Annotated in this window: 16 protein-coding genes, 1 tRNA gene and 2 pseudogenes; 10 read left to right on the top strand and 9 right to left on the bottom strand. The window is 64.4% G+C overall.

The genetic code is table 11. The annotated features are described in order from the left end of the window. Positions 1–97 precede the first annotated feature (97 nt). The 10 genes and pseudogenes from ACRB68_RS12925 to ACRB68_RS12890 all read left to right on the top strand — a co-directional run. A complete protein-coding gene (locus ACRB68_RS12925; RefSeq protein WP_153532750.1) occupies positions 98–1,252 on the top strand; it encodes a sensor histidine kinase in 1,155 nt (384 codons plus the stop codon). Next, a complete protein-coding gene (locus ACRB68_RS12920) occupies positions 1,249–1,920 on the top strand; it encodes a response regulator (RefSeq protein WP_153532749.1) in 672 nt (223 codons plus the stop codon). The genes ACRB68_RS12925 and ACRB68_RS12920 overlap by 4 nt, the downstream gene beginning before the upstream one ends. Before the next feature lie 139 nt (positions 1,921–2,059). Further along, complete coding sequence (locus ACRB68_RS12915; RefSeq protein ID WP_153532748.1) at positions 2,060–2,446, top strand: DNA methyltransferase; 387 nt, start codon at positions 2,060–2,062, stop codon at positions 2,444–2,446. A 64-nt stretch (positions 2,447–2,510) separates the two neighbouring features. After that, positions 2,511–2,807, top strand: coding sequence for a hypothetical protein (locus tag ACRB68_RS12910; RefSeq protein ID WP_153532747.1), 297 nt, complete (start codon positions 2,511–2,513; stop codon positions 2,805–2,807). Next, on the top strand, positions 2,800–2,952 hold the full coding sequence (locus ACRB68_RS12905; RefSeq protein WP_153532746.1) for a hypothetical protein: 153 nt from the start codon (positions 2,800–2,802) through the stop codon (positions 2,950–2,952). Before ACRB68_RS12910 ends, ACRB68_RS12905 begins: the two co-directional genes overlap by 8 nt. Before the next feature lie 515 nt (positions 2,953–3,467). Further along, positions 3,468–3,950: a recombinase family protein gene (locus ACRB68_RS41200; protein ID WP_235959371.1), complete on the top strand. Its 483-nt coding sequence runs from the start codon at positions 3,468–3,470 to the stop codon at positions 3,948–3,950. Further along, positions 3,848–4,126: pseudogene (locus ACRB68_RS41195) on the top strand (helix-turn-helix domain-containing protein); the annotation flags it as partial. The gene ACRB68_RS41200 and the pseudogene ACRB68_RS41195, both read left to right, overlap by 103 nt. A 98-nt stretch (positions 4,127–4,224) precedes the next feature. Continuing rightward, entirely contained in the window at positions 4,225–5,835 is a 1,611-nt protein-coding gene (locus ACRB68_RS41190) for a tyrosine-type recombinase/integrase (RefSeq protein WP_153532745.1), read from the top strand. 166 nt (positions 5,836–6,001) lie between these two features. After that, positions 6,002–6,241 (top strand): hypothetical protein, encoded by a 240-nt coding sequence (locus tag ACRB68_RS40145; protein WP_194293402.1) that lies wholly within the window; start codon positions 6,002–6,004, stop codon positions 6,239–6,241. Beyond that, positions 6,231–6,442, top strand: a pseudogene (locus tag ACRB68_RS12890) (transposase family protein); the annotation flags it as partial. The gene ACRB68_RS40145 and the pseudogene ACRB68_RS12890, both read left to right, overlap by 11 nt. Positions 6,443–6,961: 519 nt before the next feature. Here the strand turns inward: ACRB68_RS12890 and ACRB68_RS12885 are convergent. The 9 genes from ACRB68_RS12885 to ACRB68_RS12845 form a co-directional block, all read right to left on the bottom strand. Then, the gene (locus tag ACRB68_RS12885; protein ID WP_153532744.1) at positions 6,962–7,558 is read right to left on the bottom strand and encodes an SMI1/KNR4 family protein; all 597 of its coding nucleotides are present in this window, start codon (positions 7,556–7,558) and stop codon (positions 6,962–6,964) included. A gap of 133 nt (positions 7,559–7,691) precedes the next feature. Beyond that, a complete protein-coding gene (locus ACRB68_RS12880) occupies positions 7,692–12,026 on the bottom strand; it encodes a golvesin C-terminal-like domain-containing protein (protein WP_153532743.1) in 4,335 nt (1,444 codons plus the stop codon). Between the two features lie 219 nt (positions 12,027–12,245). Beyond that, positions 12,246–13,421, bottom strand: a complete 1,176-nt coding sequence (locus tag ACRB68_RS12875) for an ABC transporter permease (protein WP_153532742.1) — start codon at positions 13,419–13,421, stop codon at positions 12,246–12,248. Between the two features lie 123 nt (positions 13,422–13,544). After that, positions 13,545–14,291 carry an ABC transporter ATP-binding protein gene (locus tag ACRB68_RS12870; RefSeq protein ID WP_153532741.1) on the bottom strand — a complete coding sequence of 249 codons (747 nt, stop codon included), beginning with the start codon at positions 14,289–14,291 and terminating at the stop codon, positions 13,545–13,547. Next, positions 14,288–15,568: a peptidoglycan-binding domain-containing protein gene (locus ACRB68_RS12865; protein ID WP_194293294.1), complete on the bottom strand. Its 1,281-nt coding sequence runs from the start codon at positions 15,566–15,568 to the stop codon at positions 14,288–14,290. The genes ACRB68_RS12870 and ACRB68_RS12865 overlap by 4 nt, the downstream gene beginning before the upstream one ends. A gap of 31 nt (positions 15,569–15,599) precedes the next feature. Continuing rightward, positions 15,600–16,529: a hypothetical protein gene (locus tag ACRB68_RS12860; protein WP_153532739.1), complete on the bottom strand. Its 930-nt coding sequence runs from the start codon at positions 16,527–16,529 to the stop codon at positions 15,600–15,602. Positions 16,530–16,659: 130 nt separating this feature from the next. Next, a complete protein-coding gene (locus tag ACRB68_RS12855; RefSeq protein ID WP_153532738.1) occupies positions 16,660–17,109 on the bottom strand; it encodes a hypothetical protein in 450 nt (149 codons plus the stop codon). An 893-nt stretch (positions 17,110–18,002) separates the two neighbouring features. Continuing rightward, positions 18,003–18,075: transfer RNA gene (locus tag ACRB68_RS12850), tRNA-Lys, on the bottom strand. 131 nt (positions 18,076–18,206) lie between these two features. Then, positions 18,207–19,463: a cytochrome P450 gene (locus tag ACRB68_RS12845; RefSeq protein WP_153532737.1), complete on the bottom strand. Its 1,257-nt coding sequence runs from the start codon at positions 19,461–19,463 to the stop codon at positions 18,207–18,209. Positions 19,464–19,474 lie beyond the last annotated feature (11 nt).

Here is a 19,474-nt window from a genome sequence, read left to right as displayed (position 1 = left end):
GGATGGCACCGTATCCCCAGGCCATCGGCCCAGCGGCGTACCGGCGTACATCCCCGGGACGACGCGCGGAGCCGGCGCCGCTGAATACGATCTCCGCATGGAAGGGCTCCTCCAGCGACTCTCGACATCGAAGTGCGTGGCCTGGCTGACGGCTCAGGCCGTGGTGCTGGCCACCGCCTGCTTCTACGCGCTGATGCTCGCCTGGACGATGCCGGCCTCCCGGACCGGGCTCTTCTTCGTGCTCGCCCTTCCGGTCCTGCTCGTGCGCCGTCTGCCGGCGGCGGTCTTCGCGGCGGTCCTGGGCGAGGCGGTCCTCGGCGACTTCTTCGGCGCGCGGCCCTCCATCGTGTTCGTCCTGCTCGTCGCCTTGGGTGGGTACCTCGCCGTCCGGCGGCCGAAGGCCGCCGCCGCCGGCTCCGTCGCGGCCGTCGCGGCCGCGTTCGTCAACGTCACCCACGTCCCCGGGGAGACCGTCAGCGACGCGGTCCAGTTCGCCGGGGGGCTCGCGCTGGGGTTCGCGGTCGCGTGGGTCTTCGGAGGGGTGTACCGCAAACGCCGCGAATACCTCGAAGCCCTGGACGAGCAGAGGGCGGCCCGCGCCGTCCTGACCGAGCGGCTGCGGATCGCCCGCGAACTGCACGACAGCGTCGCGCACAGCATCGGGATCATCACGGTGCTGTCGGGAGCGGCGGCACGGGTCGTCCAGACCAGGCCCGAGCAGGCACGGCAGGCGCTGACCGGCATCGAGACCACCGGCCGGGAGACGCTGCTCGAGCTGCAGCGCATGCTCGGGGCGCTGCGCCGTGCCGAGCCGGACGACGCCATGCCGCAGGCCGCTCCGCTGGCGCCGGCCGGCGGCCTGGCCGACGTCCCGCGGCTCGCCGAACGCACGGCCGACGCCGGGGTGCGGGTCCACGTGACCTGGCGGGGCGAGCGGCGTCCGCTGCCGCCGGAGATCGAACTGTCGGCGTTCCGGATCATCCAGGAGTCGGTGACGAACGTGGTGCGGCATTCCGGGGCGCGGACGTGCCGGGTCGCGGTCGGTTACGAGCCGAAAGGAGTGACGATCGAGGTGGTGGACGACGGGGACGACGGCCTCGCCGGGCCGGGCCGCCGGAGGCCCACCGCGGCCGGCGGGAGCGGCTTCGGCCTGCTCGGCATGCGCGAGCGGGTGACGTTGCTGTCCGGCCAGTTCAGCGCCGGCCGGCGTCCGGAGGGCGGGTTCCGGGTGACGGCGAGGCTCCCGGCATGAGCGTGCGGGTGCTGCTGGTCGACGACCAGCCGCTGCTGCTGGTCGGGCTCGCGATCCTGATCGGCGACACCGACGACCTGGAGGTGGCCGGCGAGGCCCACGACGGCCGCGAGGCGGTGCGCCTGGTGCGCGAGCTGCGCCCGGACGTCGTGGTGATGGACGTCCGGATGCCGGGCATGGACGGGATCGAGGCGACCCGGCAGGCGACCGCCGAGCCGGACCCGCCCAAGGTGCTGGTGCTGACGACCTTCGATGACGACGAGTACGTCTACGGCGCACTGCGCGCCGGGGCCAGCGGATTCCTGCTCAAGAGCATGGCCCTGGACGCGCTCCTGGACGCGATCCGCGTGGTGGCGGCCGGCGACGCGCTGATCGCGCCGAGCGTGACCCGGCGGCTGATCGCGGACTTCGCCGGAACGTCCGGCCCCCCGGCCCCCGGACCCGCCGCGGACCCGCCTCTCCTCGCGGAGATCACCGGCCGGGAGCGCGAGGTGCTGGCACTGGTCGGACAGGGACTGTCGAACACCGAGATAGCCGAGCGGCTGGTGATCAGCGCGGCGACGGCGAAGACCCATGTCGCGCGCCTGTTCGCCAAGCTCGAGGCCCGGGACCGCGTCCACCTGGCGATCATCGCCTTCGAGGCGGGACTCGCACCGCGCAGACGGTAGGGCAGAACGATCGCCGACCGCGAGTTCGCCGCGTTGAACTGCGCGACGTGGGCTCGCGCGCCCTGCCGCCCATCGCGATGGTGCACGCCGACGTGTGCCTGTTCACCAAGCCCGCCACCGCCCGGGATGGAGACGCCCGATGAACCAGCACCCCGGACACAACGGCGACGACCAGTGGTTGCCGTCGGTGCTGGCCACCGGCCAGCAGCCCTCACGCACCCAACGCAAGGACCGCTACAACGCCGAGTCGATGCGCCACCCCGCCAAGATGCTGCCCGCCATCGCCGCCCAGGTCATCAAGGCGTTCACCCGCCCTGGGGAACTGGTCGTCGACCCCGTGTGCGGGATCGGCACCACCCTGGTCGAAGCCGTCCACCAGGGCCGCGACGCGATCGGGATGGAGCACGAGCACGATTTCGCGTTGCTGGCCTCGGGCAACCTTTCCCGCGCCCGCTGCCAGGGCGCCACCGGGACCAGGCTGGTGGTCTGGGGCGATGCCCGCGGCATCCACCGGAGTATTCCCTGAACGATGTGGCGAGGCCGCCCTGGTTCTCACCTCGCCCCCGTACGGGACTTCCACTCACGGGCATGTGCGGGTCGGCGCCAAGAGCGGCGGCGGGAAGGTCGACAAGTGGGACCACCGCTACTCCACCGACCGCGGCGACCTCGCCCACCAGAACCTGGACGGGCTGCTGGAAGGGTTCGGACAGATCCTGGCCAGGTCGGCGATCCTGCTGCGGCCCTTCGGGGTGGTCGCGGTCACCGTCCGCCCGATCCGGGTCAAGGGCGAGCTGATCGACCTGCCCGGCCTGGTCACCGACACCGCCCAGCAGGCGGGGCTGGTGCTCACGGACCGGCTGGCCGCGGCTGCTGGCCGGAGTGCGTGATGGGCAGCTGGTCAACCGGGCCTCGTTCTTCCAGATGTTGGAGACCCGCCGGGCCCGCGAACATGGCCTGCCCGCCTGCGCCACCGCCCACGAAGGCCTCCTGGTCTTCCAGCGCGCCACCGACCTGAACGGCGGCCGGCGATGACGCGGCCCGCCCTCACCGCCCATGCACCCGACCGCGCAGGCCGCCGCGACCGCGTCACCGAACTGCTGGCCTGGCTCCAGCTCGGCAACCTGAGGCCGGTGCGGACGCGCCCGCTACCTGACCAGCCGCGAGGATCGCCGCGCCCGGCCCCAAGCTGCGCGCCTACCGGTGCGGCGACCGCTGGCACCTGACCTCACCGCCTGGCCGACCGCAGCACATCACCTCGCCCATCACCGTCCACGTCGTCGAGCCGCTCCAGCCCTGCAGGCTTGACCTGGCCGAACGAGGTGAGCGCCGATACCGGTCCCGTCGCCACCGCCCCGCCGGGTCCGACACCACCGGCCCGGACCGGGACCCGGCACGGCGGGCGGTTACCGGCCCGCCACCGGGCGGCCGGTGACCGGCACCCGCAGGAACACGTCGCGCGTGGTCGCGCCGGAGGAGTCTCCACGACTCACCGGCGCGGCCCGCGCCGCTGCCCGTCCTGCGCAACCGCACCACAAGGAGCCGCCACCATGTCCCTGCAGCCCACGCACACCACCGGCAACACCCCGGCCATGCCCACCCGGTTCGCCCTCTACGGACACGCCCCGGCCCTGTCCGCCACCGGCACCACCTTCCGCATGCAGGAATGGCAGGACAGCCTGACCGCCCGCGAGCTGATCGAACCGCGCGGCGGGCAGGTCGTCATCCGGTACTACGACCTCGAGCCCGAAGGCCGGTCCCGCTTCCACCGCGACCCCTGGGGACAGCGCCCCCAGGCCCGCGCCCTGCTCGACGCGCTCACCATCCCCATCTTCGATGCCGTCATCATCACCAAGATCACCACCCGCACGTTCGGCGGCTCCTGCCTCTGGAACGTCGCCGCGCTCCTGCACCACTACGGCAAGCAGCTGTGGATCGGCGACCTCGCCGGGCCGCTCGACCCCACCGCCCCTGCCCACGTCCTGCTCATGAAGATCCTCGGCGGGGCCTGCCCGGACGGAGGCGGCGCGTGACGCGCGGACTGAGCGAGACCGACATCCGACAGCTGCCCGCCCTCACCGACCTGGTCACCGCCGCACGCGCACTCGGCATCGGACGCACCCGCGCCTACCAGCTCGCCCGCACCGGCCAGTTCCCCTGCCGAATACTGCGCATCGGCCACCACTACCGCGTGCGCACCGCCGACCTGCGCACCTACCTCGGCCTCGATACCCCTGCCGCCCCGAAGTGCTGCACCAGCACACCTCGACCTCGCACGCACCGACGTACACACACAAGGAGTAATAGATGGCCGCCACCGGAAGCACCTTCAAGGCCTGCGGCTGCCGCGATGAAGAGGGCAAGCTGCTGTACAAACGCTGCCCCGACCTCTACCGCGCCGACGGCCGCTGGAGCGCCACCCACGGCACCTGGGGCTATCAGCTGGAGCTGCCGCCCAACGGCGACGGGACACGCCGCAACCCGCTGCGCCGCAGGGGCTTTCCCACCCAGACCGCTGCCGAAGATGAGATGGGCAAAGCCAAGGAACTCCTGGCCATCGCCGGCACCGACCAGGCCACCAGAGTCCAGATCGCCGACCTGATCATCGCGACCGTCCGCAAGACCAAGGCGCTCCCCGATCCCGGAGAAGTACGGCGCAAGGTCGGCACCGGCCAAGACCTCACCCACGACTACACCGTGAGCGAGTACCTGGACCGCTGGCTCAAGGGCCGCGGCAGCCTGCGCGACAGCACCAAGCACAGCTACGCCGACCACATCCGCCTGTACTACAAGCCCATCATCGGCGACGTCCCGCTCGCCCGGCTGCGGCTACACCACGTCGAGCGGGTCTTCGAGGAGATCGACGAACTCAACCAGACCATCATCCAGGCCCGCCAATCCGACGACCTGCAGTTGCGGGCCAAGGTCAAAGGCCGCCGCCTGATCAGCGCGGCCACCAAGCAGCGCATCCGCGCCACTCTTCGCGCCGCACTCAACAGGGCCATCAAGGAACGCCTCATCGAGGTCAACGTCGCCGCCCTGGTTGACCTGCCGTCGGGCAAGGCACCCAAGGCGCTGGTGTGGACCGAAGACCGCATCGCCCAATGGCAGCGCGATTTCATCGCCCACACCGAACGCATGAACGCCGCCCGACGCCACCAGATTCGGCTCGAACCCGCCAAACGCATCGGCCCGCACGTCAACCGCCTGGACGCCTACATCGGCGCGCCCCGCCCCTCCAAGGTCATGGTCTGGACCCCGGCTCTGACCCGCATCTTCCTACAGCGCGCCCGCGGCCACCGCCTCTACGCCCTCTACCACCTCATCGCGTTCCGCGGCCTCCGCAGAGGGGAGGCGTGCGGGCTGCGCTGGAAGGATCTGGACCTGGCCGGCAAGACCGTCGATGTCTGCTGGCAGATCACCCAGAACGGAACACAGACCGCTCAGGGCAAACCCAAGTCCGAAGCCGGCGAGGCCACCGTCAGCCTGGACACCGCCACCGTCAAGGAACTGCGCGCGCACAAAGCCCGGCAGAACGCCGAACGCCTGGCCGCCGGGAACGCCTGGACCGAGACGGGGTTCGTGTTCACCACCCCGACCGGCCAGCCGGTCATGCCCAACGACATCACCGACGACTTCGAGCAACTGTCCATGGAAGCCGGCCTGCCCTCGATCCGCCTGCACGACCTGCGCCACGGCGCGGCCTCCATCCTGCTGGCGGCCGGACACGACATGAAGGTCGTCCAAGAGACCCTGCGGCTGTCCTCGATCACCATCGCCGCCGACATCTACACCAGCCTGCTCCCCCAACTGGCCCAACAATCCGCCGAAGACGCCGCCGCCCTTCTTTTGGGCACCCGCGTCCTCAGCACCGAGCACGTCGGAGACAGCCAGGCCACAGTCACAAAACTCGTTTGACCTGCCGATCATGTACCCTGGTACGGATTGAGCTTTTTGCAACCTGATTGGAGCAGGCTGCAATCACAGGTTGATTCCAGGATACTGGTTTCACTCTGAGCACGGCGAAACCCCAGGTAAATGGGTTGAACAGCCAAGAACAATCAGACCCCACCAAAGGGTCCAGGTGCTGTTCTACCGCGTCGGGCTGGATTCGTCGCGCTCGCCCCTGACCCGGTTGCACCAGGTGATCGCCGAGCACCTCGGCGACACCGACGATGACCAAGCGCTGGAGGCGGTCGGCTACACGGTGTCGGCGGTTAACTCACTGCAGGCCGCCCGCTACCGCGAACACCTCAGCGTGCCGGGCGCCAAGAGCGACGCCGCCGACGTGTACATGCCGGCCGACACGGTCCGCGGCTGCTGAGCCTTCCGGGCTGCCGGCCCTGGCCGACAAAGGCTATCAAGGCCAGCCGGAGACGGTCACGCCCTACAAGAGCCGGGGCAAGCCCCAATCCTCAAAAGGACGCCAACCGCTCCCACGTCCGGCTGCGCGGCCTGGGCGAGCGCGCCAACGCGCAGTTGAAGTCCTGGCGCATCCTGCACAAGCTTGCGCTGCTGCCCCTAGAAGGCCGGCCAACTCACCAAGGCCGTCCTTGTTCTACAGAACCGCGAGACCACCGCCTGCTAAAAAAGCTCAGTTGCTCTTGCTATGCGCCGCCACTGCCCGCTCTCACAGAGGGTAAAAAGGTACTGTCCGCAATGATCATCCGATCGCGGTCGCGGCGGCGAACTTGGGTCAGCACAAGCAGCGGGTCCAGGGTGTTCACAACCTGGCACGAGGCCGAGTGTGAGATCCCGAACACCGGCCCAACCTGCCGCAAGTCAGGTCGGTGCGCCAGTACACCACTGCCAGCAGCGCCCGTTCGGCCAGCGGCAACGCCTACAGGCACCTCGGCTGGCCATCGGCGATCTGCAGATCGCTCCGCGCTGTCACCGTCCGCACCAGTTTGCAGAACCGGCGCACCGAAAATCCGGTGAACGGACCGATCCACCGCGCTTCATCCGCTGACAACACCTGCACCACGCCAGGCCCCTGTCCTAATCACACAGATACGAGACAACCTTTAGCAACAAGCTTTGTCCGTCAACTCCACGTGAGAAGAGCTCTTTTGCCAGCATGCAAAGACGGCATTCGCCCAAGCAAGGGTACTCCATTCTCAAGAGAATTGGCCATACCGTCTAGCAAATCTGCCAGACTTGCTGCCAACTTGATGACATCGAACCCCATGTGAGGCGAAAATTCACCCACCTCACCAAAAGAGGCGCCAGGTTGGTGGTTTATGTAGACGACAGCTCCACTATTCATGCGAGCTATTGGAAGCCAATATTCTATTCCTGATATCGGACGCATTGATTCAAAATAAAAAGAGTCATGCTCTCTGGACATTTGATCAACAATGGCGATATGGGAAGCGAACTCATCAGCGATTCGCAAAGAGTCATTGAGGCGAGCGTTCAAGAAGAAGTTGCCGCCAACGGTATTTGAAGCTACTCCATTGCAGGCTCTAAGTAGGTCAGCGACATGCGAGTGCAGAGGAAAGCCAACTTGATTTTCAAGCACCTCCAGATCACTATCCCTGGCTGGTGGCATCAATGCGAAATAGTCTTCGGGAGCGTTTGCTTCAAGCCATGATTCTATGCGACGCCAAGAGGAAATAATTGAATGCATAATCACGTTCACCCTTGCTTTATAGCGAAAATTACATAGATAGTAGAATGGAGAATCGAGAAGGGTGGGGCAGCCTGCATACTGCCCCACCCTTGATCATTTCACTGAGACAGTCCGTTACGCTGCCAGCGCATCACCGGCTTTGCTAGCCGATGACACAGCTTGTATCGACCCTGCAGTTTTCTACTTCGGGAAGACGTACATAGTAGGGGTCGCCATCGAGGACCCGTGACTTGGAGACGATTCCGCCGACGCCGCCACCGGCACTCTTGTTCTGGTCCAAGGGTATGGTGGCACGGCCGCAGACAGCGGTCCACAGGCCATTCACTTCATTTGGCAGAGGATATCTTGGGTCGAAGTCGATCTTCCACCGCCCATTGACCTTCCGAGAGACCAGCTGCACGCAATACTTGCCCGACGGAAGAGTCATTCCTCCACTCTCTTTTACCGCAGCGAATGGATACTCATCGCATGACGGGTCAGGCATCTCGGGAAGGGGGAATCCGGCAGTGCCCCTGCCTGGGTAAGGGTCGAATTCGGCTACAGCCAGTTCGCACATGAGATCGCGGTTGGCCTTGTGTCGACTAGAGTCCGCGATCCGGTGGACAGGTTTGTCGTACCTGATACTACCAGGGTGGCCTTGCAGCTTCTCCTGAAGAACCCAGTAGTAGGCTGCGGCGATGGGATATTCCTTGGTGTCGATAGTCAGGTTAGGAACGTACTTGTTGAAGACACACCCGGCATAACCTAGGGCTTCATAATCGCAGCGAATCTGCAGCTCGGACGACCCAATCCGCGCGGAGGTTGTCTTTGTCTTCACGCCATTAACGAGTGCGTCCAACGAGAAGGTCTGGTAGGAATCGATGTAGTCGCGGACGTTCTGAACATCTTTGCGGCGCCACTGGTGTGTTTCCGTGACACTCACCTCATGTTTGTCCATTGAGGTTAGCCAGACGGTCGCGCCGACAGTCGTTCGACGGGTATCGCATTCGCTGCTGCATGTGCTATCGAGATCCAGGCTGATGGCTTCCAGGCCAGCAGTAAAGCTGAGAGGCCTAATTTTCAGCGTCTCTACGAATTCACTGCTTGAAGATTTCATCGCCACAGTGCGATCAATCTCAAAGATGGCACTGTTCGGGGTTCCCGTCCAATCTGCGCGAACATCATAAGGTTCGCATGATTCGAACCGGGTGTAGCCTCCGCCATTCACGGCAGCGCAGATATCTTCTGCTCCTGTGACGCTCGAAGTACGCAAGCCTGGGCGAGGCTTCTTCGGTCGCACAGTGATACACACTTGCTGCCCATTCGACTGCGTACGGCAGTTCCTCTGATCGGCGGCTGCACTGCGCAGTGTGCCGAATCCCGGAATGGGGCGCGGCCCATCATAGTCGGGGTCCGGGCTGTTGGGCACCCCATCGGGAACCGTAATCTGTGGAACGGTCATGAAGGTACCGGGGGCAAATGCAACCGCATCGAAGGCTACATCATCCTCGCCATTTCCGGCGTCGCTATAATTGCTAAGACGAACGGCCGGAGTGACGCCATTTGCCCAAAAAGTTCCGAGCTCTACCCATTTGTTTGCCTGGTTTGCGGCTTGCGGAATTTTGACTTCTTGCCAGCCGCCTGGGGTTGCCACCTCATAACGTGCGGATAGCGTCTGAGCGCCATGGTCTGGAATGTGAACAAAAACCTTCATCTGGGGCTTGGTGACAGGGTTGTTCAGCTTCCAGGTGCCGGTGACGCGGAGCTTACCGTAATTATTGGCTTCATTTCGGGAATGGGCGAACCAGAAGTGGCCTCCATAGCCTGCGCCCAATTGGTGCAGGTCGATTTTGGCTGATTCTGAGCCATAGTCGAGCGAGAAGGTTCCATCTGACGTTCCAGGAATGGTACATCCTGTTCGATGGATTGGTGTTCCGGCCGGTACGTCATCGACGATGAGCGCGCCTGCTGGTAGGCCGTTGGTGGTGCAGTTGGGCGGGTAGGCGGTTCCGTCGGCCTGTTCGGGGTAGTTCGCCGGCGGGTCGAAGCGCCAGACTTCGTGTCCGCACACATTGGATGTGCAGCTTTTCCAGCTCGTGGGTTGATGCCACCAGCAGTGGAGGTCGGTGCGGTTGCAGGCTCCCATGCCGGGGTCGTTGGAGTCGCCGTCCCGGATCTTGCTGGGGTCGCACTCGTTGTCGAAGTTGCAGAACAGGTTTTCCGGCGGCTGGACCGTGGCGCGGCTCCCGGTCGTGTTCCACCATGCCGGGCGGAATCCCACCACCATCGTTCCGGGGGACTCAAGCCCTTGCAAGGGGTGCCCGGCCCAGCCGAGGACCTTTTCCTGGTAAGGCCAGTCCTGGGGATGGGCGGCGTGGGAGTAGTCGTCCTTGGAGCCGTCGGCGTTGGACAGGAACGGTGGCCGGTTGGCCTTCCACAGGGGGTTGGCGGGGTTGTTGGTGAAGCCGAGTCCCCAGGTTCCGGCGTTCTTGGGGGCGTCGCTTGCCGGGTAGAAGCCGGAGTTGTAGGCCCAGAGGGCGAAGTACCAGGTCTCCATCCACTGCGGATCGGCGTTGTCGATCTTCAGGCCTGCGTTGTAGGTCTGGTTCCACTTGTCGATCAGGATGTTGACGCCGGCGGCGATGTTGGCGGTGTAGTCCAGCGCAACCGCCTGCTGCTGCTTGCTGGACTTGGCGGTCTCGCCCGGCTTCTCCTTCCCGGGAAGGCGCATGCCGTCGGTGACCTGGGTGATGCCGTAACCGCAGTCGGCGTCAGCCCAGTTGATCGCCCATGGGTCGCCCTGCTGTCCGTCGGGGGCGTACTTGATGCCGTAGTAGTTGCCGATCAGCGAGTTGCCGGTGACGCCAGGCACCACGACCCGGGAGGCCTGCCACATGTTGGATTCCTGCGCGGTGATGCCGAGCATCACCTGCATGGGAACCCGGCCGCCGCCTGCCAGGGACTTCAGCGGGAACATGTCCGCGTCCTGGGGATGGTAGGCGGGCATTCCCAGGTTCTTCCAGTTGGCTTCCCTGTAGATCTTGCTGTTGAGGTTGCCGGTGACCGCCATGTTCACCGCCCACTCCACCTGCCGCGGTTTGGGCTGCGTCGCCTGCTTGGCCGGGTCGTTACGCGGCACCGCGCAGGTCCGATCATCGTCGACCGTGCCGGCCCGCAGCTGCGTCTTCTTCCCCGACGGCTTGGCCGGGGCAGGAAGAGCCGGGGAAAGCCGGCCGCCCTGGATGGTGCGGGCTACGCCCTTTTGGCCCGGTAGGACGTGGAATTCGAAGTCCTTGCCGGTGCCCAGGGTGCGCAGACCGATCTTGGCGGTGCGCTGGTTGGCCGACAGGCGCGCCATACCGCGCGGGTCCTTGCTGTCGGCCCAGGCGGTACGGGTAACCAGGCCCTCGCCGCGGGTGGTGGCCGTGGCATCCCGCGGGACATCCGGGCGGACCTGGACACTGGCAGGCAGCTTGCCAGCGGCCTTGCCCTGGCCGGTGACGAACACCTTGCCGTCGGCGGCGCTGGTCAGGTCCAGATTGCCCAGCGGCCCCGAGGCCAGCAGCACAGCCTGGGTCTTCTTGGCATTCGGGTGGGTGATCTGGCCACTGGTGATCCGCCGGACCTCACCTTGCCCTGCACTACCCGCGCCAGGAGCGGTCGCGGTGCGGGCGGTGGGGGCGGGGCGGTCCATGTAGGTGACGCCGCCCTGGGCGTCGGCCTTGAGCAGGAACGGGATCCGGCCGGTGCGGGCCAGCGCGGTCCGCTTCCCAGACTTGCTGATCTTCACCAGGCGGGCGCCGTCGGCCGCCACGAACCCGTCACCGACGGGGATCGTGGAGGTGACCTCACCCTTCAGCGCGATCGGAGCGCCCAGGTGCGCGGTAACAGCGTTGACCTTGATCAGGCGGGTGGCGTTCTTCTTTTCGCCGCCCAGCTGAGTGAAGACCGCCTCCTCGCCCAGACCGCAGCCGGGGCTGAAGTAGGCCAGCGAGACCTGCCGGCTGAGCTTGGTGACCTTGCCGGTGTCCAGGTTGACCAGGGCGGCGAATGCGCCACGGGCCATCAACTCGGGCTTGTTGGTGAAGGTGCGCGGCGCATACGCCACCACCGCACGCTTACCCGAACCGGTGACACAAGCATTGCCGATCCACATGTCGGCATCGAAACCCGGCTCCGACAGGGACGCTGCCGTGCGCCAGGTGTAACCGGACTTCTTGTCAGCGACCAGCAGATGGAAACCCTCGGCATCGCTGCTGGTGGTCCAAGCACGGTCGCTGGAATTGTTCCAGCTCTTGCCGAGGGTTGCGGTGCGCTGGTCAAGGTTGACCGTGGCCGGGCCGACAGGCAAAGCCTGGGGCTGAGGGTTGTTGCCCGCAGGTGTTGATGGTTTCGGGGGTGGAGGGGCAGCCATAGCCGTCCCTGAGGCCAGGTTTGCAGCCACCGTTATCGCCGCTATTGCGGCGATCGGCGCGCGTGCCCTGTGTTGGGCTTTCACTGTTCTCCTATCTAGGGGGTGCACGCAACTTGCGCGCTTTCGGCCAGTCACATCTGATGTTGGAGTGCTGGCCGGGGTAAGGAAGGGCCTCCGAGTGCCTCGTAGATCAGCGCTTCAGCAGGTGTAATACAGGGAGATAAGGGTGCAGTTCAAAGGTGAAGGGTCGCAGTGGAGCCGCGAACCTCGCACAGGGCATTGATCGTTGGAAATGAATTATGGTCAGCGTCGGAGAGCCTCCACCGGCTCGATGCGAGAGGCGCGCCATGCTGGGTAGAAGCCCGCGAGGAGTCCTGTCACCGCACCTATAAGAGGCGCTGGCAAGACGGTCGCCGGTTCGAGGATTGCCGTCCATTCGCGTGCTATTGCCACGCCGACTACCGTCATGACTCCTATGCTTGTGCCAACGAGTCCCCCCAAGAGTCCGAGCGTTGCCGACTCGCACAGAAACTGGAATGCGATGTGCAGTCTTCGAGCGCCTAGTGAACGACGCAAGCCGATTTCAGCGGTACGTTCCAGTACTGCGATCAGTGTTGTGTTGGCGATGCCGACGGCCCCGATGATCAGGCAGATCACAGCAAGCGCAAGGAACAGTGATTCCAGGTCAGTGTTGACTTGTTGCTTCAATTGCTTTGGGTCAGGCGGAGCGATGACTTTGAAGCGTTCCGGCTGGTCAGGGCGAAGGGCTGGTGCTGCCTGGCGAGCGACAAGTTGTGCCGCGCCCAGCCGCGTCTCGATCAGAGCCTTCACGTTAGATCCGTTGCCGGAGCCGGGATTGCCCCACGCCCTCATGGCAGTGGTGTTCGGGACGATGACGCTGAGAAGGATGTCGGGTTGCCGTTGAACATCGTTGATAATGCCGATGACGGTGAAGGGTTTGTCACCGATGAAGATGGCAGGTTGGACGTCCACTCGATCAATTCCCAGCCGGGTAGCCGCCGCCTTCCCCAGGAGAGCCACTTGCTGCTTCGACTCCTCATGGAAGTTGTCGTAGAGGCGACCGGATTTGACCTGGGCTCGAGCGGCCTTCAGAAATCCTGGCGAGGCGGCCATGATCGTGAGGGGTTCACCCTCCTCACTGCCCAAAGAAGGTGGCCGGGCGCTGACAAGCGCGGCATCCTCATTTCCAGTGATCGACGGCTGCCAAAAAATCCCCGCAGCCTGAACGCCGTTGAGGGCGGTAAGCCGGCGCTCTGCGTCAGCGGGGAATCCCACATCGTTGGCATCGTGTTTGTCAGGTGAGTCCTCTACGGTGACCTCTGTTGCGGCCAGCGCTGTGAAGCGCGAGGAAATCTGGCCGCTGGCTGTGGCAGTCAGTCCCAGTACCGTTACGAAAGCCGCCACTCCCAAGAGGGTCCCCAGTGTTGTCAGCACGACGCGGCCGGGACGTGCGAACATCGCAGCGGATGCTTCTTGCACGGCATCGTAAAACCGCAGCCGGGTGGGCTCCACCGGCCGTGTTGCGCGCTGGGCCCTGAGCCGTCCCCGCCTGACAGGATGTGCTGCTCGTGGCACGGCCTTCTACTCCGATCCTGTGCTGAACGAGGCAGGGTGCCGGCCGACGCGCTGACGGTCGTCTGTCTTCGCGGCCTCAGTGAGGTGCCCGTCTTTGATGACCAGGCTTCGCTCGCCCCGGGCGGCCACATCGGGGTCATGGGTTACCACGACAATGGTGAATCCCTCGGCATGCAACCCGTCGACCAGTTCAAGGACTGCAGCGGCGGAGACGGAGTCCAGGTTTCCTGTCGGCTCATCGCACAGGAGCAATGAAGGACGGTTCACCAGTGCCCTGGCTATCGCTACCCGCTGTCGCTCACCACCGGACATCTGGCTGGTCAGGGAATTGATTCGATGTCCCAGGCCCACCTGGTAGAGCATGTCGATCGCTTGTGTCCGCCGGGTCTTTCGTGCAACGCCGGTGTACAGAAGCGACAACATGACGTTCTCCAAGGCGCTGCGATGCGCCAGGAGGTTGAATGCTTGGAAAACGAATCCGATCCTGCGTCCTCGCAGGGCAGTGCGGTCACGTTCACTCAGCCTACCGGCGTCGATTCCGTCGAGGCGGTAGGTTCCGCTGGTAGGCCGATCCAATAGTCCTACGACGTTTAGGAATGAGGACTTTCCTGAACCCGACGGGCCGATGACTGTGACGTACTCTCCGCGCCTGACGGCCAGATTGAACGGGTGCAGGGCGGTTACCGATGGCGGACCCTTGTAGACCAGTTCAACATCCTGGAAATGAAGTACAGGACATTCAAGGGCGGTCATTTTCCTACCATCACGCGGTCGCTTTCTGACAATTCCTCAGATTCCACCGCGACGAACCCACCGCTAGAGGGCCCCGACTGCACATTGACCTGCTGCTGCCTTCCGCCTTCCACGACCTTGATGACACGGGTGCTGCCGTCAGCATTAGCGAAGATTGCCGAAGAAGGCACGACCAACACGGGGCCTTCGGTCGATGCGGTCTCGATCGTCAGACGCACGTCCATTCCCGCTAGCCGTTCAGGCAAGGAGTGGTCACTGTGCACGACGATCGGGTAACCAGGCTGGGATCCGACACCATCAGTTCCGCCTTCTTGCGTAACGGCCTTTGCGTCACCCTTACTGAAAGAGCCAACGGATGCCACATGACCGTTGATATCAGCGCCATATTCTTCATCGAAGATGGAAACCCGTTTTTGCGGAGATACCAGCTTTCGGTCATCGGCTGAAATTATGCCGTGCACGACCAGTTCGCCACTGGACAAGGACAGCACGGTCCCCGTCACCTCTGCGCCCATACCGGCTTTGACCTCCGTCACCCTTGCGGGGAACCTAGGCACGAACACAACCTCTCCGGCCCGGACGATCGAATTGCTTCGCTTCTCCGGCATGTGCCCTCTGTCAACCGGGTCGTCCTGGGTTTGGTCCGTGCCCTTCTTTGGAGAAACTCCGCTGGTAGATTCAACTGCAGGTTCGTAACCTCGGTCTTTAAAAAGACGTCCTACCGCATTCTGGGTCGAGGCTCCATACTGCCCCGCCCGGTCGCCCACCGGATATCCGATCCTTCTCAATGCCAGTTGCAACTGACGAACATCAGGCCCCTGCGCACCTTTACGAATGTCTCGATACGCAGGGAACTTGCCGTGAAGCGCGATGATCGGACGTCCGGAAATCTCTGCGACCACTTTGCCAGCGTTGATCTGCTGACCCTGGTGGACAGGAGTTCGCGTGACAACCGATTTCCCCTCAGTCACCGGGGCGGCGTTCACCTTAATAGACTTGCCGGCAGTAACTGTTCCCCGCAGGATGACACTCTGCGTCAACACACGCCGCTCAACAGCTGCTGTGATGATCGAGGGCTGTGGTGGCGCCGCCTCGGCCGCCAACTGCTGAGGCGATTTGACCCACGCCGAGGCGCCGATACCCACAGCCGAGATCATCACTGCTGCAGCGATGATCCATAGCAGAAACCGCTGCCTTCTACGCTCGGGCCGAACTTCCCGTTCAGAAATAGATTGCCGAGCAACGCTGCCAGGGCTCCTGCCGAACAACTTGTTCATGACTGCCATCCGAAGCCCCTAGGGGCGATGCTTAGTGGGCACCAGAGATGATCTTTTCTGCGTTTTTGAGGCGAAGTTTGAGTCGTGTAGAAATCTCACGAATGACTTCACCCTTCTCTTCGATGATTCGCTTTTCTTGAGCGGAGATCAGTGCCAACAGCACTCCGGAAACGTTCTTCTGCTCGCGACATTTGAGGTCAGCGGTCGCCGTCTTGATCTCAAGAGCACTGACGGTTCCACCGCCGTCCTCCTGATTGTTGAGCGTGGCATTCCACCTACGATCTGCAGCGGGCTCGTCCAGTGCGCCGTACTTGAACCCGTACGCCGCCATGCATTGCGACCAAGCCTGCACCACTCGCTGGAAGCGATTATCTGCGCGAGCAAGAAAGTTGGCCTGAGAATGGAAGGTGTTCAGATCTTCTTGCCTCTGGCCGATCTGCGTTGTTCCACTCAGCCTTCGCTCCATCTCGCCTGCGCAACCGCCTGGAGGAACCAGCTTGCCACTAAAGACATGCACCGTTCCGTTCAGTACAGGCGCCTGCCTGGCAGGAACGGCGATAGGCGTTCCCGTTCGGGTCGATGCATGGAGCATTTCCTCTGCCACACCCGGCCGTCCCCGATATCCGTATTTTTCGACCTCCTGGTCACCCAGCCAGGCAAGCCGTGCTCCGTTCTTCGGAAAGGTGGGGATCTTAATTTCTGGGACGCGCACTGAAAAGCCATATCGCTTCATGCAATCCCGTATGCCAAAAGCGACACCTTTTTGAATCTGAGCGTACTGCTCATTCGTGAGCTCGTAGGCGTCGATGGGGAGCACCAACTCGGCAGCGGACCGCGGAGTGGGTATAGCAGTCACCTTCGATGCCTCATCATTGGCCGAGAACAGGGAACAGGAGTTCGTCGAGACGGCGACCAATGTTGCGGCGAATAGCGTCTTAAAAAATGTTGCAGACTTCCCCATCAATATTTCCCAACTTCCTTCCCTTCGGAAGGAAATATGTCCTGCCTCGAACAGGGCAGGGCTTAGGCCGTAAGCCTGTCGCCCTGCCCCATTCACTCAGCTTTTTGGTGGCTCCTTATCAACCCGGCCCTTATGTGTAGGCCACCGGGCCATAGATGGGCGATGACGTATCGATCTTGGCTTGAACCTTCATGGCATGGGGGTAGTCCACGCCAGCGGTATAGGCCTCCGAAGGCCAAGATCCCGGGTACACCTTCGGGCCACCATCGGATCCGCCACACTGGTAAATGCCGTTGTTGCCGCGGTTGACCCAGATCATCGCCAGGAAGTCAGCTACTCCGGCGTTGTATTCCTTCGCGAAGGCATACCATTCCCCGTTGTACAGGCCGGCGAGCACACGCATGTAGTGCCGCTTCCCCTGGTAGGTGCCGATCGTGGCCTCAGTGCCCTGCACCACGGCATACTGGCTGGCCTTCGAGGGGTACTGCAGCCAAGAGCCACACCAGACAGTCGCGGCCGAGGCCGGCGAACTCGTCAGCACCAGCGCGCCGGTGGCAGACACGAGGCTGGCTGTGGTCACGACCGCAGCTCGTTTCAGGGTACGCGAAAATGGCGCGACCATGTAGACTTCCTTTCGCCCATGTGGTAGCCCGGTCCCGCAGCGAGCCGGCAAGCAAGGCTGCGGGACCGGGGATAAATTCCCGGCTCATGGTGCACTGACTGTTAAAGCTGGGCAAGCTGGAGCGCGACTTCAGGGGTATGGCCAACCGCAACTGAAGGCTTACTTTGTGTGACAATCTTTTCTGAGGGAGGCCTTGACCTGCTCAGATAGGGGCTGTCAAGTCCGTTGCGTTGATGATGCAGAGCATCGGTTTCACTTCTTCTGTGATGTAGATCACTCATCCTCTGGGAACCGTCGAAGTCCTGATGACGCTCTGTAGCGGATGGTCTGCCTCGGGACTATGGGTTATCCCGGCGAGTGTTTGATAGCGATGAGAGTTGAGGGCATGAGTTGACGTCGGGCTGAACTGGATACAGCTGCGGCTGGAGGGGATGATGGTCCACCTTCGGGCCGTATATCTGGGACCGGCGTATCAGCAACGCAGGTGGTACACCTTGCTGCTGTCAGCGCTAAGCACGTCTCGCTGGTCGCGCTGGTCGATGGCAATCGGACCACCGCCATCGGCTAATCAGCCGCACTCTTGGTGAATCGCGGTCCCGGCCATCGGCTCACAAGAGCTTGCTAGAATCGGCTATATCGGTCCAACTCCGCTCGCCAGTAGCTCGGCGACCGGATCATGGGCGTTTGAGGCGAGCTCTCCGTTCACCGCAGCGCCAGGGCGTAGCAGGTGAGTCCGGAGACCACACCCGGCTGCGCCCGCCGAGCAAACATCGAGCAAACACGGGAACGAAACACCCAAAGACGGCGCAGGGCGAACGCGACATTTTCGCGTTCGCCCTGGTCGAGCCGGGTGGGTCGCGTGGGACTCGAACCCACAACCTACGGATTAAAAGTCCGGAGCTCTGCCAATTGAGCTAGCGACCCTGGGTGGTGGCCGGGCGAGATCGTCCGGCCCTCCATGGCTACCACAGATCATGCTGCGGGCCCATCTCGGGCCCGGCACGAGTCTAGAGGGCGCTCTGGGCGGGCGCATCTCGGATATGCCTCCGGGACGATCATGCGAGGTGGACGGGCAGGCGCTTCAGGCCGTTCTGGAAGTTGGACGCCAGCCGGACCGGCGGGCCGGCCAGGGTGACGCGGAGCGGCAGCAGTTCGCGGAAGACGGCGCGCATCTGGGTGCGGGCCAGGTGCGCCCCGAGGCAGAAGTGCGGGCCGAAGCCGAAGCTGAGGTGGTCGTTCGGCTTCCGGGTGATGTCGAAGCGGTCCGGGTCGGTGAAGACGGTCTCGTCGCGGTTGGCCGAGGCGTGGAAGACGACCACCTTGTCGCCGGCGCGGATCTTCCGGCCGCCGAGTTCGAGGTCCGTGGTCGCGGTGCGGCGGAAGTCCATGACCGGCGGCCAGTACCGCAGCATCTCCTCGACGGCCGAGGGCAGCAGGGACGGGTCCGCGCGCAGCCGGGCCAGTTCGGCGGGGTGCTCCAGGAGGGTGAGCAGGCCGCCGGGGATGCCGTTGCGCAGGGTCTCGTTCCCGGCGACGGCGAACAGGAAGAACGTCATCTCGAACTCGGCCGGGGTGAGGCCGTGGGCGAGCATGGACGCGACGATGCCCGCGGGTTCGCGGGCGGCGAGGGCGTGGGCGTAGGCGAACATGTCGGCCAGTGCGGCGCGGGAGCGGGGGTTGACCGGGCGGCCGTCGGGGTGGGTCGGCGAGGCCGGGCGGTGGGCCAGCGCCGCGCGGCCCATCGGGGTCAGGCCCTCGGCGGTGGACAGGTCCGCGTAGTCGGCGTCCTGGTAGCCGATCACCCGGGACGCCCAGTCGTACAGCAGCCGCCGGTCCTGCTCGGGCACGCCCATGATGTGCGCGAGCGTCCAGACGGGCAGGTCGGCGACCAGCTCCACGAAGTCGACGTCGCCGCGGGCGCCGCGGATCAGGGCGCGGGCGCGGGCCTCGATCGTCGCCTCCAGGGCGCGGACGGCGCGTGGCGTGAACGCGGCCGCGACGATCCGGCGCAGCCGGGAATGCCCCGGCGGGTCCTGGTTGAGCATCATCGCCCGGACGAACTCCAGGTCCTGCGGTGTGTCGGGGTCGCGGATCTGGGTGGCGCCGAGGTGGGAGGAGAACAGGCCGGGGGAGCGCAGCACGTGCTTGACGTCGGCGTGCCGGAACACCGCCCAGAAGCCCGTCCCGGCGGGCCAGGGGCCGACGGCGGGCTCGGGGATCCGGCAGACCGGCTCCTGCGCGCGCAGCCGGCGGAACGCCGGGTAGGGGACGGCCTCGGCGTAGGTGGCGGGCAGGAACAACTCCTCACGCATGCCCCCAGCGT

Source organism: Actinomadura macrotermitis, assembly GCF_009604375.1.
Taxonomy (GTDB): Bacteria; Actinomycetota; Actinomycetes; order Streptosporangiales; family Streptosporangiaceae; genus Spirillospora; species Spirillospora macrotermitis.
This window is presented reverse-complemented; position numbering and strand designations above follow the sequence as displayed.

Bases quoted from the DNA above. Each gene is read 5' to 3' on its own strand.
- ACRB68_RS12925 (WP_153532750.1), top strand. From the start codon at position 98: ATGGAAGGGCTCCTCCAGCGACTCTCGACATCGAAGTGCGTGGCCTGG.
- ACRB68_RS12920 (WP_153532749.1), top strand. From the start codon at position 1,249: ATGAGCGTGCGGGTGCTGCTGGTCGACGACCAGCCGCTGCTGCTGGTC.
- ACRB68_RS12915 (WP_153532748.1), top strand. From the start codon at position 2,060: ATGAACCAGCACCCCGGACACAACGGCGACGACCAGTGGTTGCCGTCG.
- ACRB68_RS41200 (WP_235959371.1), top strand. From the start codon at position 3,468: ATGTCCCTGCAGCCCACGCACACCACCGGCAACACCCCGGCCATGCCC.
- ACRB68_RS41190 (WP_153532745.1), top strand. From the start codon at position 4,225: ATGGCCGCCACCGGAAGCACCTTCAAGGCCTGCGGCTGCCGCGATGAA.
- ACRB68_RS12875 (WP_153532742.1), bottom strand. From the start codon at position 13,421: ATGTTCGCACGTCCCGGCCGCGTCGTGCTGACAACACTGGGGACCCTC.
- ACRB68_RS12870 (WP_153532741.1), bottom strand. From the start codon at position 14,291: ATGACCGCCCTTGAATGTCCTGTACTTCATTTCCAGGATGTTGAACTG.
- ACRB68_RS12865 (WP_194293294.1), bottom strand. From the start codon at position 15,568: ATGAACAAGTTGTTCGGCAGGAGCCCTGGCAGCGTTGCTCGGCAATCT.
- ACRB68_RS12860 (WP_153532739.1), bottom strand. From the start codon at position 16,529: ATGGGGAAGTCTGCAACATTTTTTAAGACGCTATTCGCCGCAACATTG.
- ACRB68_RS12845 (WP_153532737.1), bottom strand. From the start codon at position 19,463: ATGCGTGAGGAGTTGTTCCTGCCCGCCACCTACGCCGAGGCCGTCCCC.